The sequence below is a fragment of the Cupriavidus sp. UBA2010 genome (assembly GCF_002335265.1).
Classification (GTDB): domain Bacteria; phylum Pseudomonadota; class Gammaproteobacteria; order Burkholderiales; family Burkholderiaceae; genus Cupriavidus; species Cupriavidus metallidurans.
The window spans coordinates 237,538-252,686 of record NZ_DDCI01000032.1 but is presented as its reverse complement, the minus strand read 5'-3'; the positions used below and the strand labels follow the sequence as shown (position 1 = coordinate 252,686).

Genomic DNA, 15,149 nt, shown 5'->3' with positions numbered 1-15,149 from the left:
AGCCCTTCCGAAGACACGAACATGGAACAGCAAAACATCGACAGCCTGCGCCAACGCCACGGCGCCCTGGTCGAAGAACATCCAAAGCTGCGGATCCGCGAACGCGCGCAGCGCCTCGGCGTGACCGAAGCAGAACTGGTGGCGGCAGGCTGTGGCGTCGCATCACGTCAACTGGGCGGAACCGCGCAGGCGCTGTTCCGCGATCTCGGCACGCTGGGGTCGGTCATGGCGCTCTCGCGCAACGACCATGCCGTGCACGAGCGTCACGGCCAATATCAGAGCATCGAGGCGAATGGCCCGGTCGGCATCGTGCTGGGGCCGGACATCGACCTGCGCATGTTCTTCGGTGGCTGGAAGCACTTCTACGCCGTAACCGAAAACGGCCGCGACAGCATCCAGTTCTTCGACAAGGCGGGCGAGGCGGTACACAAGATCTACCGCACCGACCAGACCGATGCCACCGCGTGGTCGGCCTACATCGACCGCCACGCCGCGCAGGAGACCGCGCCGGTGCGGGTCGAGGGCTTTGACCGGATCGACGAAGCGGACGCTCCCGCCGACGGCGAGGCCCTGCGCGCGCACTGGTGCGCGCTCAAGGACACGCACGACTTCTTTGCGATGCTTCGCCAGTTCAAGGTATCGCGGCTGGGCGCGCTGCGCGCGGTCGGCCCGGATCTGGCACAACCGGTGGACAAGCGTGCCGTGGAGACCGTTCTGGAACATTCCGCCGCCACGGGCCTGTCGATCATGTGCTTCGTCGCCAATCGCGGCATCGTGCAGATCCACACCGGCGCCGTGAAGAAGCTGCTGCGGACGGGGCCATGGTTCAACGTGCTCGATGACACCTTCAACCTGCACCTGAACACCGAGGCAGTGGCGTCGAGCTGGGTGGTCAACAAACCCACGGTGGACGGCTGGGTGACGTCGCTCGAACTGTACGGTGAGGATGGCGGGATGATTGTCCAGTTCTTCGGCGAGCGCAAACCCGGGCAGCCTGAACTGCCGGAATGGCGCCATCTGCTCGAGTCGCTGTGCCCGCAGGCACTCGCGGCCTGATTGTCCAGGAGGCTTGGCATGAAAATCCTGCAGTCCGCACTCATTACTGCGCTTATACCGCTGCTATGCGCAGCCGGCATTGCCAACGCCGGGCCGCCGGCCCGCGTGGTCGGGCTCGGCGGCCCGGCCACCGAGATCGTCTATGCGCTCGATGGCGGCAAGAGCATGGTCGGCGTCGATTCCTCAAGCATCTATCCACCCGCCGCGCAGAAGCTGCCGAAGGTTGGCTACTATCGCGCGTTCTCTGTGGAAGGCGTGGTCAGCCTGAAGCCGGATCTGGTGCTGGCGCTGGACCATGCCGGCCCACCGCAGGCGCTGGAGCAATTGCGCAAGCTGGGCAGCAAGGTAGTGGTGGTGCCGTCCGAGCCGACGCTGGCCGCGCTGGACCAGCGCATCCTCGGCGTGGCGGCGGCGCTCGATGTACCCAAGCAAGGTCAGGCGCTGGTCGACAAACTGCACACCGAACTCCGTGACATCAAGCCGTCTGCGGAAGGGCTGCGGGTGCTGATGGTCAGCAGCCACACTGGCCGGATGCAGGCCGTGGGTGAGAACACCGCCGGCGACGCCATGCTGAAGCTCCTGGGCGCGACCAACGTGCTGGCCGGCCAGCGTGGCTTCAAGCCGTTCTCGGCGGAGGCGGCGGCGGCGCTCAGGCCGGACGTTATCGTCACGACATCGATGTCGATCGACGCTGTCGGCAGCGTCGACGCGTTCCTGGCGCAGCCGGGCCTGAGTGCCACGCCAGCGGCCCGCGACAAGCGCATCGTCGTGATGGACGATCTGCTGATGCTCAGTATCGGTCCGCGCCTTCCCGAGGCGCTGCGCCTGCTGCGCAACGGTCTTGCCAGTCGGCAGGTGGCGGCACGATGATGCGTGGCCAATGTGGCCGAAGGCCGGGCATGTTGGCCGCCCTGTGCGTCATGCTCGTGATCACCGCGCTCTGGGCAGCCGCCAGCGGGGCATTGTCGATTCCGCACGGCAAGCTCGTGCCCTTGCTCTGGTCACCTGCCGCCGAAGGAGACGATGCCATCTGGCGCAATGTGCTGATCGAGGTGCGGCTGCCGCGCATCGTGCTGGCCATCACCGCCGGCGCGGCGCTGGCGCTGTCCGGCGCGGTGATGCAGGCGCTCTTCCGCAATCCGCTGGCCGAGCCAGGACTGATCGGGATCTCGCTGGGCGGTGCCGCGGGTGCCGTGGCCGCGATCGTGCTGGGCGCCGAAGGGCTCGGCAGCGTCGCGCCCGCCGCATTCGCAGGCAGCCTGATTGCCACCGCCTTCGCCTACGTGCTTGGCACACGGCGCCCGGGCGCGGCCAACCTGCTGCTCGCCGGCGTGGCCATCAATGCGATCTGCGCGGCCGTCGTTGGGTTCTTCACCTATCAGGCCAGCGACGTGCAACTGCGCAACCTGACGTTCTGGAACATGGGCAGCCTTGCTGGCGCGACGTGGTCAATCCTGGCGTGGCTGGTGCCGCTGGTAGCCGTGCTCTGCGCGCTGCTCATGCGTGACTGGCGCGCGATGAACGCGCTGCTGCTCGGCGAACGGGAAGCCCAGCACATCGGTTTCGACCTGAAGCAGCTCCGCCGCCGGCTGATCGTGCTTACCGCGCTGCTGGTAGGGCCCATCGTGGCCGTCACGGGGACGATTTCCTTCGTGGGACTGGTCGTGCCGCATCTGATCCGTCTGGCATTGGGCGCCGACCATCGCTGGCTGCTGCCGAACACACTGGCGGGCGGCGCCATCGCCTTGACGCTGGGTGACTGGATGGCACGCACGGTGGTGGTTCCGGCGGAACTGCCGATCGGCATCGTCACGAGCCTGGTGGGCGGGCCTTTCCTGCTCTGGATGCTGACACGCAAAAGAACCTGACGAGCTTAATGAACCTGACGAACCTGACATGCTGATTGCCCGCAATCTTTCATGCAGCCGCGGACGGCGGCAGATCCTGTCCGGTATCGACCTGAACCTGCCGGCCGGCGAGATGGTCGGCGTGCTCGGGGCCAACGGCGCCGGCAAGAGCACGCTGCTCGGCACGCTGGCAGGTGAACTGCCCGGCGACGACGCGGCGGTGTCGCTCGGCAACCGGGCATTGACGGACTGGCCTGTGGACGAACTGGCCCGTAGCCGTGCGGTGCTGCCGCAATCGCCCGGTCTGGGCTTCGACCTGGGCGTGACGGAGGTGGTGGCGATGGGCGGCTATCCGTTTCCAGAGATGGGCAAGCACGCGCTCGATACCCTGCTGGACCGCGCGCTGACGCTGGCCGATGTCGGGCATCTGGCCACGCGTTCGTACCAGAGCCTATCCGGCGGCGAACAGCAGCGCGTGCAGTTCGCCCGCGCGCTGGTGCAGGTGCTGGCCTGCCGCACGGCCGACAGCTACCGCGCGCTACTGCTCGATGAACCGATTTCGAGTCTCGACCCCCGGCACCAGTTGCTGCTGCTCGGCACGGCGCGCAACCTGTGCCGTACCGACGCCCTGGCGGTGCTGGTCGTGCTCCACGACGTCAATCTGGCCGCCCGCTGGTGCGACAGGCTCGTGCTGCTGGCCGACGGCCGTACCGTGGCCAGCGGCACCCCCGCCGACGTGCTGACCCCGCCGAACCTCGCCACGGTGTACGGCATTCCGGCCACCGTCATGGAATCGCCAGTTCACCGGGGCGTGCCGATGGTGGTGTTTGGCTGATTCGACTGATTCGGCTGAGCGGCTGAGCGGCGCCCATGGGGGAGGCACCTATGCGTACTTCCCGGTTATCCCTCCATCGACCACCAGCTCGGTGCCGGTAATGTAGGCCGCCGCATCCGATGCCAGGAACGCACAGGCGTGTGCCACGTCCCACGCGGTGCCCATCCGCTGCATCGGCACCTGTCTTGCACGCGCCGCGCGGGCGTCGTCGAGACTGTCCGCCGAGAACTGCTTCGCCACGGTATGGGCGATGCGCGGCGTGTCGATCAAACCCGGCACCACGCAATTCGCACGGATGCCGCTGCCCGCGTACTGCTGCGCGATCATCCGCGTGAACTGGATCAGCGCGGCCTTGCTGACGCTATACGACAGGTGCGGATAGCCGATATAGCGCAACCCCGCCACCGAGGAAACCGTGACGACGGCACCCCGGCCCCGCTCGACCATCGACGGCAGCACCTGCTGCGACGCCAGCAGCAGGCTTCGCACGTTCACGTTGTGGGCCGCATCGAAATCCCGCACATCGGTATCCAGAAGCCCGCCGGTCTTGCCAATACCAACGTTGTGATGCAGCACATCGATGGGGCCGAAGTGTTCGCGCGCCTCCGCGAACAGGCGCGCGATCTCCGCCTCTTCCGCCACGTCGCCGACGAAAGTCTCCGCCGCGCCACCCTCGGCCCGAATCAGCGCCGTCGTCTCCGCGGCCGAGGCGGCGTCGCGGTCCACCACGCAGACGCGGGCGCCAAGCCGGGCATAGGTCACGCTGGCGGCGCGCCCGATGCTCCAGCCGGGGCCCGCCGATCCACCGCCCGCCACAAACACGGTGCAATCCGCCAGACTGAGCGGCAGCGCGTTCATGCGTGGTCTCCGTGCGGCGCGTTGCCGACATTGCCGACGTAGGGGATGGCCTCCTCGACCACGTCCCAGATATAGCGTCCCGACGGGCTCTGCTGCTCCTCGACGATATGGGCCACGAGCCCAGCCGCGCGAGAGATCACCGCGAACCCCCGCATCACCGCCGTCGGCACGCCAATCTCGCCGAGCAACGCGGCCACCGACCCCGTGGCATTGATCGTGATCGGGCGCCCCGCCACTTCATCAACCGCCGCCGACAGGCGCCTCAGGGCACCGATATGCGCGCCGGCCAGATCCGGCTCCGCATCGCCGAGTTCCAGCAGCTTGTACGCGCGCGGGTCCACCGGCTTGTGAAGGTGATGGCCGAAGCCCGGCACGGCCGCCCGCATTTCCTTGTAGTGGCGGGCGATGGCCAGTGCTTCGGCATCGGGGTCCCGCGCCGCCAGAATGCGGTCCAGCAACGTCGAGCAGTTCTCCATCGTGCCGACGAACGAACTGCCAACCGCCAGCAGGCCCGCCGACACGGCGCCTTGCAGGTTCTCCGGCGCGCTCATGTAGATCAGGCGCGTGGCGATGGCGCTTGGCGTCAGGCCGTGCTCCATCAGCACCACCAGCACCATGTCGGCGATACGCATGTCCACCGGGCGCGGGGTGCGGCCGAGGATCTGCATCAGCATGACTTCGGTGAAGGTCTTCTTTCCCAGCAGGTCGTCCACGAGATTCGCGTCGCGATAGTGCAGGCTGGTCAGCGTGTGGGTGCACAGCCGGGTCACCGGCTTGTCTTGTTGGCTCATGCTTGGTCTCCGGTTTGCAATGCCGTCAGCGCCTGGTCGCGCACGGTGTTCTTGAGTACCTTGCCGACGGTGGAGCGCGGCAGGCTGGTGTGGAAATGAATCTGCTTTGGCGTCTGCACCGGACCGAGCCGCTCGCGCACGAACGCGATCAGCTCGATGGCCTGCACCGCGCATCCTTCGCGCAATTGCACGGCCGCATGGACCGCTTCGCCCCATTTGTCGTCGGGCACGCCGAACACCGCGCATTCATGCACGGCCGGGTGCTGGCCCAGCGCGTTCTCCACGTCGATCGGGTAGACGTTGAAGCCGCCAGTGATCACCACTTCGCGCAGGCGGTCCTTCAGGTACAGGAAACCCTGCGCGTCCAACATGCCGCGATCCCCGGTATGCAACCAGCCGTCGACAATGGTCGCGGCGGTCAGGTCCGGACGGTTCCAGTAGCCGGTCATGACCAGGTCGCCGCGTGCCACCACTTCGCCCACCTCGCCACGGGGCAGCAGACGCCCGTCCGGGGACATGATCGCCACCTCGCTGAACCACGTGGCGCGCCCCACCGATGCCATGCGGCGCTCGTCAGCCAGATCGTCGGGGCCGATCACCGTCAGCAGTTGCGGCGCCTCGGTCTGGCCATATGTGGTGGCCACCACCGACCCGAAGAATTCGCGCGCCTGCTGGATCTTCTGCGGCGGCATCGGCGCGCCGCCGTAAATCAGGCGACGCAGTGCCGGGTAGTCGACGCGCGATGTGCCGGGCAGCGCCATCAGCATGTAGATCAGCGTGGGCGGCATAAAGCAGACCGTGCCGGCGCGGTCACGGAACGTGGCGCGCACCGCTTCTGCCCCGCTGCCTTCCATGATCACGTGACAACCGCCCTGCGCCAGGATCGGCATGACGTAGGTGGACGTGCCGTGCGTGATCGGCGCGGCCATCACATAGCGATCCGCCTCGGTGAAACCCCAGGCGTGGATCTGGTTGACGATATTGGTCATCCAGGCGCGATACGGCTGCATGACGCCCTTGGGCGCGCCCGTGGTCCCGCCTGTGAACTTGATGGCCTGCGTGGCGTCCCGGTTCAGGTCGAGCGCCGGGCGCGTGGCATCGGGATACCGGAGAACAACGGCGCTCAGCACGTCTGCGCTATCTGACGCATGACCCGTGTAGAGCCGCGTGCCCGGTGCGTCGCCCAGCAGCGCTTCGCAGGCGGCATCGAGTACCACGATGCTCGGCGTCGTGGCGTCGATGATGCGGCGCAACTCGGGCTGGGTGCTCTTCGGGTTCAGCGGTACCCAGATCTTGCCGCTGGCCAGCACCGCCAGCAGCGCCACGATGTGCTCGGCCGAGTTGCCGGCGCAGATACCCACGCGACTCTGCGGCGCGGGATCGAGCGTCATGAAATGCGTGGCCAGCGCCGCCACCTGGCCGGCCAGTTCGCGATAGCGCAGGCTGCCGCCGGGGGCGTCAATGGCGACGTTGTCGGGCCAGCGGTCGGCGGCCCGCCAGAACAGTTCGATCGGAAGCATGGGGGGTCCTTGGGAATCCTCAGTTGACACGCGCGCCTGATTGCTTGACCACGTCGTGCCAGCGCTTGATCTCGGACATCGTGAAGGTACGGAGTTGCTCGGGGGTACCCGGCTCGGGCGTGGCTGCCAGGTCGCGCATACGCTCGCGTACCTCGGATGCGTTGAGCGCCTTGTTCAGTGCCGTGTTGAGCTTGTCGATCACCGGCTTGGGCGTCCCCGTCGGCGCGGCGATGGCGAACCAGGACTGCACATCGAAGCCCGGGAGTCCGGATTCCGCCACCGTGGGCACGTCAGGCAGTTGCGGCATGCGCTGGGCGCTGGTGACCGCGATGGCGCGCAACTTGCCGGACTTCACGTGCGGCAGCGCGGACGGCGCGTTGTCGAACATCGACTGCACCTGCCCGCCCAGCAGATCGGTAACGGCCGGCGCGCTCCCCTTGTAAGGCACGTGCAGCATGTTGGCGCCACTGCGGCTGCGGAACATCTCTCCGGACAGGTGAATGGACGATCCGCTGCCCGACGACGCGAACGTCATACCGTCGGGCGACTCCTTGGCCAACCGCACATAGTCGGCAACGGTCTTGACCGGCAACTTCGGGTTGACCACCAGCACGTTCGGGATCTTGGCAATCATGCCGACGGGCTCGAAGTCGCGTACGGGGTCGTAGCCGAGCTTGTCGTAGAGCGTGGCATTGATCGTGTTCGCGATCGTGAAGACGTAGAGCGTGTAGCCGTCCGGCGTCGCCTTGGCCACGACTTCGGCGCCCACGTTGCTATTGGCGCCGGCGCGGTTTTCCACCACGATCGGCTGGCCCAGCGCCTCGCCCATCTTCTGCGCTACCAGGCGGGCCAGCACGTCGGTGGCGCCTCCGGCGGCATAGCCCACCACGAGCCGCACGGGGCGCGTGGGAAAGCTGGAATCGGCCGCCTGGGCGGCGGGAACGCCGCACGCAAGCGCGGCACTGATCAGGGCGTGGCTCAACAGGCGCCTGCGCGCCGCGTTCCAGAAAGTCATGAGTGCTGTCTCCTTGTTGGATGGTCGTGCCCGGAACGCGCCCGTCTGCTCGATTTGCCCACCGCACCTTGCGGCGCGGCTGCGGCATACTGCGGACTGCTTTCCGGCCCGCAAATTCTTTCCCATGACATCTCGCACTGCGAATCGAAACGTCCGGCAGGCGGACGTTTCATCTTCGACCTCCGAGGAAGGCACCCGTGCCTTACGACGCGGCCTGACGCTGCTCGACGCCATCCTGGCAGCCGGCAAGGATGGTCTCCGGGTGATCGACATGTGCCGCGCGGCCGGCCTGGAGCGGCCCACGGTCTACCGCTTGCTGGCGACGCTGATCGACTGCGGATATGTGGTCCAGCACGGACGATTTCGCTATGTGCGCGGTCCGCGTCTGGCGGCAATGCCGCAGCGTGGGGAATCGACGGACCTTTCTGGAAAGCTGGGCCCGGTGCTCACGCGGGTGAGCCAGGCGTGCGGCGATGCCGCCTTCGGCGTGGTTCGCGATGGCGCGTTGTCGCGCTGCATCGCGCGGCACGTGGGCACCCATCCCGTGCAGGTGCTGGTCATCCAGGTGGGCACCCGGCAACCGCTGGGCGTTGGCGCCGCAGGGCTGGCGTTGCTGGCAGCGCTGCCCGATGCCACCGTCGACGAGGTGATCGCCGCCAATGCTGGTGTGCTGGACCAGTACGGCGGCATGACGCCCGACCGGATGCGCATCCTGATCCGCGCCACGCGCGAACGCGGCTACTCGGTGATCGGCAATCACGCCACGCGCGGCGCACTGGCCGTGGGCATGGCCGTGCACGATCGCGATGGCGAGCCCGTGGCTGGCATCAGCGTGGCCACCACGCTAGCGCGAATGCCGCGCGAGCGGCAGCAGTTGCTGGCCCGGGTGATGCGCGAAGCGGTGGCGGCGTTGCTGCCGCGTGGCCTGTAGCCGGGCCGTAGCAACTCACCTGGCGGAACGCCAGGTCGACACTCCGCCGCTTTACGGGCATGATCATTGGCCTGCCCGTTCCATTCGGGAATCCTCTTCCACACAGCCGGTCGAACCAGGGAAGCGCCGCCCGCCGGCAATCCCGCCAGGCCGCATTCCCTTCCCCACCGCTTTCGGCCCTGCGCCCAACCGTCTCCGTCATGCAACGTCTGCTTCTGATTCTTGGCTGCCTGTTCCTCGTCGCAGCAATCGCGTGGCCCTGGCTGTCGCGGCTGCCGCTCGGGCGGCTGCCCGGTGACATCCGGATCGTCCGCGACGGTTTCAGTTTCTACTTCCCCATCACCACCTGCATCCTGATCTCGCTGCTGCTGTCGCTGGTGCTCTGGCTGCTACGGCGATGAGCCAGTGCGTCGTGATCTCAGGTTGCTCGGGTGGCGGGAAATCGTCGCTGCTGAGCGAACTCGGAGCGCGTGGCTATCCCGTGGTGGAAGAACCAGGGCGGCGCGTCGTCATGGAAGAAACGGCCCGCCATGGCAACGCGCTGCCATGGGTCGACATGCCTGCCTTTCTGCGCCGCGTGTTCGCCATGGCGCGTGCCGACCTGCTCGCGCTGGAACAGTCGGCTGGCCGGGTTGGGCTCAGTGAGCCGGGTGAGCCAGGGAAATGGATCTTCTTCGATCGGGGGCTGGTCGACGCGTTCGTCGCGCTTCAGCACGTCAGTGGCAAGCCACAACTCGCGCCGCTCGTGCATCAGATCCGGCCGTACCATCGGGTCGTATTCCTGACGCCACCCTGGCCGGAAATCTACGTTCAGGACGCCGAGCGCCGCCATGACCTCGACGCCGCCACCGCGGAGTACACGCGGCTGCTCGAAGCCTATCCAGCGCTCGGGTATGACGTTCGCATCATCCCCAGGGCCAGCATTGCCGAGCGTGCCGATTTCGTCCTGAATACCCTCCAGGGCTAGACGCCACCCTCCGTGAGGAGCGGAAGGGAGCGTGCCCCGGACGGCTTGCTTCGATGGCTTACTTGCCGGACAGCTTCGGGAACTGCGGGTTCGTCACGACTTGCTTGAGCAGTTCCTGCACGGCCGGGCCGAAGGCATCCGCCACGTTCTTGCACGCGCCCATGGCCGTGAAGCTCGTGTCGAACGGGTACTTGACCGAGACCTTGTAGCCCTTGTCCGCCGGCGATTGCACGGCCATCGTGATCTGCCAGTACGCCGGGGACACCGAGCTGAAGCTCAGTTCCTCGATACGGCCCTGAATCGGGGCACCCTTCACATCGTAGGCTTGCGCCATCAGGAGTTCTTCCTGGAAGGCGTCCTTGATGTACTGCGACAGCGTCTTGCCCGGCGCCACCTTGACCGGACCCATCAGACGGCACAGCGGGCTCTCGTCGACGCCCTGCGCCATGCCGACATCGCTGACGCTGACTTTATTCGACTGCAGGCTCTGCTGGATGGCGATAACGTTCGAGGCGGATGCCTTGTACGGGATCGAGTTCGTGGTCTCGCATCCGGTCAAAAGAACGCCCGCCGCGCAGATGGCGGCAACGAGGGCAAACTTGCTTTGCTTCATGATTCTCTTCCAGTGGGTTGTATGGGCTCTGCTGATATCCGTGCCCTCAACGGACTACGGAAGAATTCCGCAAGAACCAAATCCCACCTTGGGGGGGGTGACAGCGCCGGCCACCCTGCCGTCACGCTGGTTCGGGCATTGAAAGAGACGGTAGAATCCGCGAACAATTCGTACCACCGCGCCGGAGACGCCAATGGTTCGCCTGCTGATGCTGCTGTTGGGAGTGGATTACCTGCGTACACGCTGGAAAGCGCTGGCCTGGGCCGGCGCCCTCAGCATCGCGGTCGGTGCCGTGCTGTTCATCGATGCGCTCGACGGCAAGCTTGATTTCCCGATCCAGCCGTTCGCCTGGCTGCTGCTTCTCGAAGGGCTGGCCACGCTGGCCGTGGCCTCGACCGGCATTGGTGGCCAGCGTACGCTGCGCTACGCCAAGGGCATCGCCTTCAGCGTGGCTGCCATCCTCGTGCTGGCCGAGCGCCACCATGGCCACATGATCCTGTCGGTCATCTTCGGCGCGCTGTTTCTGGCCGATGGCCTGCTGCAGGTGGCCTCCGCGCATGTGGTGCGCTTTCGCACGTGGCGGCTGGCAATGGCGGGGGGCGTGATCGAGATCGCCCTGGCCATCTTCTTCATCCAGCCCTACCCGACGCACTATGTCGGCACCGTGCCGTACTGCGTGGCGCTCGGGTTGATCTTCGGCGGCTGGAACATGTTGCTGCTGGCATCGCGCGCGCGCCGGCTTGCCGGCAACCCCGGCCTGCGCAAGGATCCGGAGTCCGCCAGCGCCGAATCGAACAAGCGGCGCCTGACGACGTGGAGCGGACCGCCCGCGTCGGACGAACGCGCGTTGACCGTCCACGTCTGGACGCCCGTAGGTTCCGCGAAGTCCAAGGCACAGCATCAGCCGATCATCGACCGCTACATCGCCGCCGTCGACCGCGACGGCGTCATCTCGACGGGGCACGCCGCGCTGGAATCCCCCGAAGGCATCTACATCAGCCTCTACCCGGCCGTCGAGATCGACCGTTCGCCAGACGATTTCACGCGGCTGCTGCGGGCCACGCAGGAGAACAACGTACCTGGACGGTTCCAGCCTGACTACCCGACAGAATCCAAGGCATGGTGCCCGTCGACCGTTCAGGTTCGCATTCGCAACTACGATGCCGAGCGCCTGCGGAACTTCTGGCACGACTATCGGCAGAACACGACTTACAACCTGACGCACCGGAACTGTTCGAGCACGGTGGCACGCGCGCTCGATGCCGCGCTGGAGGGCGCCGCCACACGCGCCTGGACGCGGCTCGGCGGCTGGTGGCCACTGTTCCGGCTATTGCTGACACCGGAGCTGTGGGTAGCCGCCCATCTGCGCAAGCGTGCCGCCACCATGGCGTGGACGCCGGGCCTGACGCTCGACTACGCGCGTGCCATGAGCATGTTGGCCGACCCGCGCCCCTTTGCGTGGGCGACCGTGTGGAGCGGGCTGGCGGCGCGGCGCTCGGGGCGCTCGGGGCGCGAATCGCGCTAGTGCTACGTCAGCTTGACGGCGCCTCGTCGGAAAAGCATCCAGTTCCGATCGGGCGCAGCGCCCCGCCATCGCGCACGATAAAGAGGGCGTCGAGGCCGCGCCGCCGCGCGTAGTCCGGCCCGGCCTGCGCGCCGAGCACCATCAGCGCCGTCGCATAGGCATCGGCATCCGCGCAGGTCTTCGCCACCACCGTGACCGATGCCATCCCACCCGCCAGCGGCGCACCGGTACGTGGGTCCATCGTGTGCGAAATGCGCGCGCCGTCGACATCGGCCCAGCGCCGGTAATCGCCGGACGTGGCAATGGCGGCATCTGCCAGTTCGATCACGCCCATCGCCGCGCGGCGCTCATAGTCCGGGGCCTCGAGGGCGATCGCCCACGGCGTGCCTTCTGGCTTGTTCCCACGCGCGCGCATCTCGCCGTCGATGCCGACCAGCCAGGATTCGATGCCGTGCTCGCTCAGCACACGCCCGAGTTCATCGACGCCAAACCCCTTGGCGATGCCACACAGATCGAGCGCGACCGGGCCGAGCTTGCGCACGCGGCACAGCCGCACATCCACCTCGAGCAGTTCTCCTGCTGGCTGGCGGGGACTTGCGCCGGCCGCCTCACCGAGATCCGGGTGCGAAGCGTGTGGCATCCCGGACGGTCCGAACCCCCAACGGTCGACCAGATCGCCGACGCCGATGTTGAACGCGTTGTGCGTATCACTGCCGATCTTCAGCGCCCGCGCAAGCAGGGTCGCGAGGTTCCTGGAGACCGGCACCCAACCGCCCCGCGCAGCACGGTTCAGTCGGGACAGATCCGAGTCTGCCTTCCAGTTCGACATCTGCGCATCCACGGCGCCAACCGCCACGGCGAGTCGTTCCGCCAGCACCGCTTCATCCATGCCCGGCGGCGCGTAGTATGCCGCCGTGTAGCGGGTGCCCATGGTCGCGCCGCTGACGCGACAGAGCTCGAGCGCCGTGTCTGACCGATTAGTAGACGTCCTCGACATAGCGTCCCTCCGCTTTGAGTTGCGCGACGGTCAAGCCGGTGTCCGTCAGGATTCGCTCCCACGCCTGTGCCACACCCTCGGCCATCTTGCGACCGCCGCACACCATGATCTGCGCACCGTGGGCCATCAGCCCGCGCAGGCTCTGCGCATCGGCGACCAGTCTTTCCTGCACATAGGTCCGGTTGCCCGAACGTGAGAACGCGGTCGTGAGCGCGTGCAGCCGCAGGTCGGCCACCAGGCCCTTCAGCTCGTCGCGATACAGGTAGCTGTCCTCGGCATTGCGCGCCCCGAAGTACAGGTGCATGGGCCGGCGTGCCGCGTTGTGCCGGATAAAGCCAATCAACGGGCCGATCCCGGTGCCGGCCCCGATCATGATCACGGGTGTATTCCCTGGTTCGGGCCGGAAGCGCGTGTGCGGCCGGATAAATGCGTCGATGGTGTCGCCGGGGCGCAGGTCCGTGAGGTACGTCGAACACACGCCTTCAGGCAGCCGCCGCACACAGATCTCCACCACACCATCCGCCGCGCCACTCGCAAGCGAGTAGTACCGGGGCGACGTAGCGCCGGGCGGCACGATGCCGAGCAGATCCCCGGTCTCGAACGTGGGCAGCCCTGGCCGGAACAGCGTGGCACGCTGCTCCGGGACGAAGCGCAGGACCGAGGTCATCGCCTCAGCGCCGACGCCGTAGTCCTCACGCGAGAGAAGCTTGAGCGGCACGCTGGGTGGCAGCATCGGCGTGTAGCGAGTATCAAGCGACACCCCGAGCGTCGTGGCCAGGCAGTCGCACCATTGCCGGAATTCCGGCTCCGACTGCCGGTCCACCGTGCCCGGATCGGCAAGGGCCCGCAGTCCCTTGCCCAGCAGCGCATCGTGCACCGCGCTCGCATAGCCGCAGAACGCCGGGAACTGGCGATCACCGAATCCCAGCACCGCAAAGTCGGTATCGGCTGGGACCGTCAGGCGATTGAGCTTCGACAGGAAATGACTTGCGCTCGCGGGTGCATCGCCATCGCCATACGTGGCGGTCAGGACCAGCAGCCGCTTTTTCCCACGATAGCTGTCCGCCAGCTCATTCATCGGCGCGGTATGCACGCGCAGGCCTGCCTCGGTCAACGCGGCATGCAGCGCGGAAGCAAAGCCCCATGTGGTGTTGCCCTCGGAGCCCACCAGCAGCACCGTATCCGCGTCGCGTGCCGGCACATTGCCGGCCAAGGTCGGCACGGTTCCCCGGCGACGCAGCCAGAGCAGCAGGCCCGTCACTGCCAGCACCGGCACCGACAGCGACGACGCACCAAGCATCAACCCGAGCCACCACATCCCCTGGCCCGTATGCAACATGCGGACAGCCGCCTGCGCGCGCTGCCAGCCGTCGGTGGGCTGGAAGGCGAGCATCTTCCCCGTCACCGGATCGATATACCCGCCGCCGTCGGTCGTATCCAGTTCGATGACGTCGCCCTGGGCATCGGCATGGGCGAATGTCAGTTGGTGCAGGTCTGCGCTGTCGATACCCAGCGCGGGCATCCGCTCCAGCGGCATTGCCGGGGCCGCCGCCGCATGCACACTGAGCACAGGGTCCTGGCCGCCGCCTTCCGGTATCAGCCCGAATGTCGTCATCGACATGACAAGCCCGGTCACCGCCGACAGCGTCAGCCCTAGCAGCGCCACGCGCGCGGTCTCGTTGTGCACGCGCTGGAGTCCGTTGCCGCGGATCGGGCCGAGCAGGTGCTTCCACCCGCCCATGCGCCGCGCGAGCAACGCCAGCCCGGAAATCGTGACGAGGAGCATGAATGCGGCCGTCACGCCGGCCGCGATCCGGCCTGCGTCGCCGAGAAACAGCTTGCGATGCAGGTTCTTCATCCATCGCCAAACCAGCGAGGTGACATAGTCTCCCGTCGCCTTGCCGCTGGCAGGGTCGATGATCGAGGCGCGCTGCTGACCGTCGACCTCGTGATACGCGATGAACGTCCCTGACGGCCGCCGCGCAAGCGCTTCGACGCCCGGGATTTCCGTCTGTACGCGGCTCGCGAGCGTGGCCACGCTAACCGAAGCCTGGCCCGCGCGAACGGCATCCACACGTTCAAACGCCGGATTCACCGACAACACCGCGCCCGATAGTGCGAGGATCGTCATCAGCAACGCGGCGACGAGTCCTGGAACCAGATGGAGCTTGCGTAGCATCGGTGGACCTCCTTT

General features: G+C 67.0%; 15 protein-coding genes. 8 read left to right on the top strand and 7 right to left on the bottom strand.

All coding sequences use genetic code 11. The features are described 5' to 3' along the window. Positions 1-21: 21 nt before the first annotated feature. The 4 genes from B2246_RS23580 to B2246_RS23565 are packed head-to-tail and all read left to right on the top strand — an operon-like array spanning position 22 to position 3,738. Positions 22-1,056: a hemin-degrading factor gene (locus tag B2246_RS23580; RefSeq protein WP_035880986.1), complete on the top strand. Its 1,035-nt coding sequence runs from the start codon at positions 22-24 to the stop codon at positions 1,054-1,056. An 18-nt stretch (positions 1,057-1,074) separates the two neighbouring features. Then, positions 1,075-1,926 carry a heme/hemin ABC transporter substrate-binding protein gene (locus B2246_RS23575; RefSeq protein ID WP_035880984.1) on the top strand — a complete coding sequence of 284 codons (852 nt, stop codon included), beginning with the start codon at positions 1,075-1,077 and terminating at the stop codon, positions 1,924-1,926. 29 nt (positions 1,927-1,955) lie between these two features. Next, positions 1,956-2,924, top strand: coding sequence for a FecCD family ABC transporter permease (locus tag B2246_RS23570; protein ID WP_035880982.1), 969 nt, complete (start codon positions 1,956-1,958; stop codon positions 2,922-2,924). 28 nt (positions 2,925-2,952) lie between these two features. Continuing rightward, the gene (locus tag B2246_RS23565; protein ID WP_008648320.1) at positions 2,953-3,738 is read left to right on the top strand and encodes a heme ABC transporter ATP-binding protein; all 786 of its coding nucleotides are present in this window, start codon (positions 2,953-2,955) and stop codon (positions 3,736-3,738) included. A gap of 48 nt (positions 3,739-3,786) precedes the next feature. Here B2246_RS23565 and B2246_RS23560 read toward each other — a convergent pair whose 3' ends face one another. From B2246_RS23560 to B2246_RS23545, 4 genes are read right to left on the bottom strand one after another with little or no spacing between them, the layout of a single operon-like run. After that, complete coding sequence (locus tag B2246_RS23560) at positions 3,787-4,596, bottom strand: SDR family NAD(P)-dependent oxidoreductase (RefSeq protein WP_286881117.1); 810 nt, start codon at positions 4,594-4,596, stop codon at positions 3,787-3,789. Next, complete coding sequence (locus tag B2246_RS23555) at positions 4,593-5,387, bottom strand: citryl-CoA lyase (RefSeq protein ID WP_008648318.1); 795 nt, start codon at positions 5,385-5,387, stop codon at positions 4,593-4,595. Before B2246_RS23555 ends, B2246_RS23560 begins: the two co-directional genes overlap by 4 nt. Continuing rightward, entirely contained in the window at positions 5,384-6,907 is a 1,524-nt protein-coding gene (locus B2246_RS23550) for a class I adenylate-forming enzyme family protein (RefSeq protein WP_008648317.1), read from the bottom strand. The genes B2246_RS23555 and B2246_RS23550 overlap by 4 nt, the downstream gene beginning before the upstream one ends. 19 nt (positions 6,908-6,926) lie before the next feature. Next, positions 6,927-7,922, bottom strand: a complete 996-nt coding sequence (locus B2246_RS23545; RefSeq protein WP_008648316.1) for a Bug family tripartite tricarboxylate transporter substrate binding protein — start codon at positions 7,920-7,922, stop codon at positions 6,927-6,929. Between the two features lie 124 nt (positions 7,923-8,046). Here B2246_RS23545 and B2246_RS23540 point away from each other — a divergent pair, with 124 nt between their 5' ends. The 3 genes from B2246_RS23540 (at position 8,047) to B2246_RS23530 (ending at position 9,820) form a co-directional block, all read left to right on the top strand. Beyond that, positions 8,047-8,853 (top strand): IclR family transcriptional regulator, encoded by an 807-nt coding sequence (locus B2246_RS23540; RefSeq protein ID WP_008648315.1) that lies wholly within the window; start codon positions 8,047-8,049, stop codon positions 8,851-8,853. A 200-nt stretch (positions 8,854-9,053) separates the two neighbouring features. Beyond that, positions 9,054-9,254: a DUF2905 domain-containing protein gene (locus tag B2246_RS23535; protein WP_186426792.1), complete on the top strand. Its 201-nt coding sequence runs from the start codon at positions 9,054-9,056 to the stop codon at positions 9,252-9,254. Further along, the gene (locus B2246_RS23530) at positions 9,251-9,820 is read left to right on the top strand and encodes an AAA family ATPase (protein WP_186426791.1); all 570 of its coding nucleotides are present in this window, start codon (positions 9,251-9,253) and stop codon (positions 9,818-9,820) included. The genes B2246_RS23535 and B2246_RS23530 overlap by 4 nt, the downstream gene beginning before the upstream one ends. A gap of 58 nt (positions 9,821-9,878) precedes the next feature. On the opposite strand, the gene B2246_RS23525 is transcribed toward B2246_RS23530, so the two are convergent. After that, complete coding sequence (locus B2246_RS23525) at positions 9,879-10,433, bottom strand: hypothetical protein (RefSeq protein WP_035880967.1); 555 nt, start codon at positions 10,431-10,433, stop codon at positions 9,879-9,881. A 193-nt stretch (positions 10,434-10,626) separates the two neighbouring features. Here B2246_RS23525 and B2246_RS23520 point away from each other — a divergent pair, with 193 nt between their 5' ends. Further along, positions 10,627-11,958, top strand: a complete 1,332-nt coding sequence (locus B2246_RS23520) for an HdeD family acid-resistance protein (RefSeq protein WP_286881121.1) — start codon at positions 10,627-10,629, stop codon at positions 11,956-11,958. Between the two features lie 7 nt (positions 11,959-11,965). Here the strand turns inward: B2246_RS23520 and B2246_RS23515 are convergent, their stop codons facing one another. Both B2246_RS23515 and B2246_RS23510 read right to left on the bottom strand, forming a co-directional pair. After that, positions 11,966-12,955, bottom strand: a complete 990-nt coding sequence (locus tag B2246_RS23515) for an FAD:protein FMN transferase (protein ID WP_035880960.1) — start codon at positions 12,953-12,955, stop codon at positions 11,966-11,968. Continuing rightward, a complete protein-coding gene (locus B2246_RS23510; RefSeq protein WP_286881122.1) occupies positions 12,936-15,134 on the bottom strand; it encodes a PepSY domain-containing protein in 2,199 nt (732 codons plus the stop codon). Before B2246_RS23510 ends, B2246_RS23515 begins: the two co-directional genes overlap by 20 nt. Positions 15,135-15,149: the final 15 nt, after the last annotated feature.

What these genes read in the sequence shown, in the direction of transcription:
- B2246_RS23580 (WP_035880986.1), top strand. Translation starts at nt 22, where the DNA reads ATGGAACAGCAAAACATCGACAGCCTGCGCCAACGCCACGGCGCCCTG.
- B2246_RS23575 (WP_035880984.1), top strand. Translation starts at nt 1,075, where the DNA reads ATGAAAATCCTGCAGTCCGCACTCATTACTGCGCTTATACCGCTGCTA.
- B2246_RS23570 (WP_035880982.1), top strand. Translation starts at nt 1,956, where the DNA reads ATGTTGGCCGCCCTGTGCGTCATGCTCGTGATCACCGCGCTCTGGGCA.
- B2246_RS23565 (WP_008648320.1), top strand. Translation starts at nt 2,953, where the DNA reads ATGCTGATTGCCCGCAATCTTTCATGCAGCCGCGGACGGCGGCAGATC.
- B2246_RS23560 (WP_286881117.1), bottom strand. Translation starts at nt 4,596, where the DNA reads ATGAACGCGCTGCCGCTCAGTCTGGCGGATTGCACCGTGTTTGTGGCG.
- B2246_RS23555 (WP_008648318.1), bottom strand. Translation starts at nt 5,387, where the DNA reads ATGAGCCAACAAGACAAGCCGGTGACCCGGCTGTGCACCCACACGCTG.
- B2246_RS23550 (WP_008648317.1), bottom strand. Translation starts at nt 6,907, where the DNA reads ATGCTTCCGATCGAACTGTTCTGGCGGGCCGCCGACCGCTGGCCCGAC.
- B2246_RS23545 (WP_008648316.1), bottom strand. Translation starts at nt 7,922, where the DNA reads ATGACTTTCTGGAACGCGGCGCGCAGGCGCCTGTTGAGCCACGCCCTG.
- B2246_RS23540 (WP_008648315.1), top strand. Translation starts at nt 8,047, where the DNA reads ATGACATCTCGCACTGCGAATCGAAACGTCCGGCAGGCGGACGTTTCA.
- B2246_RS23535 (WP_186426792.1), top strand. Translation starts at nt 9,054, where the DNA reads ATGCAACGTCTGCTTCTGATTCTTGGCTGCCTGTTCCTCGTCGCAGCA.
- B2246_RS23530 (WP_186426791.1), top strand. Translation starts at nt 9,251, where the DNA reads ATGAGCCAGTGCGTCGTGATCTCAGGTTGCTCGGGTGGCGGGAAATCG.
- B2246_RS23525 (WP_035880967.1), bottom strand. Translation starts at nt 10,433, where the DNA reads ATGAAGCAAAGCAAGTTTGCCCTCGTTGCCGCCATCTGCGCGGCGGGC.
- B2246_RS23520 (WP_286881121.1), top strand. Translation starts at nt 10,627, where the DNA reads ATGGTTCGCCTGCTGATGCTGCTGTTGGGAGTGGATTACCTGCGTACA.
- B2246_RS23515 (WP_035880960.1), bottom strand. Translation starts at nt 12,955, where the DNA reads ATGTCGAGGACGTCTACTAATCGGTCAGACACGGCGCTCGAGCTCTGT.
- B2246_RS23510 (WP_286881122.1), bottom strand. Translation starts at nt 15,134, where the DNA reads ATGCTACGCAAGCTCCATCTGGTTCCAGGACTCGTCGCCGCGTTGCTG.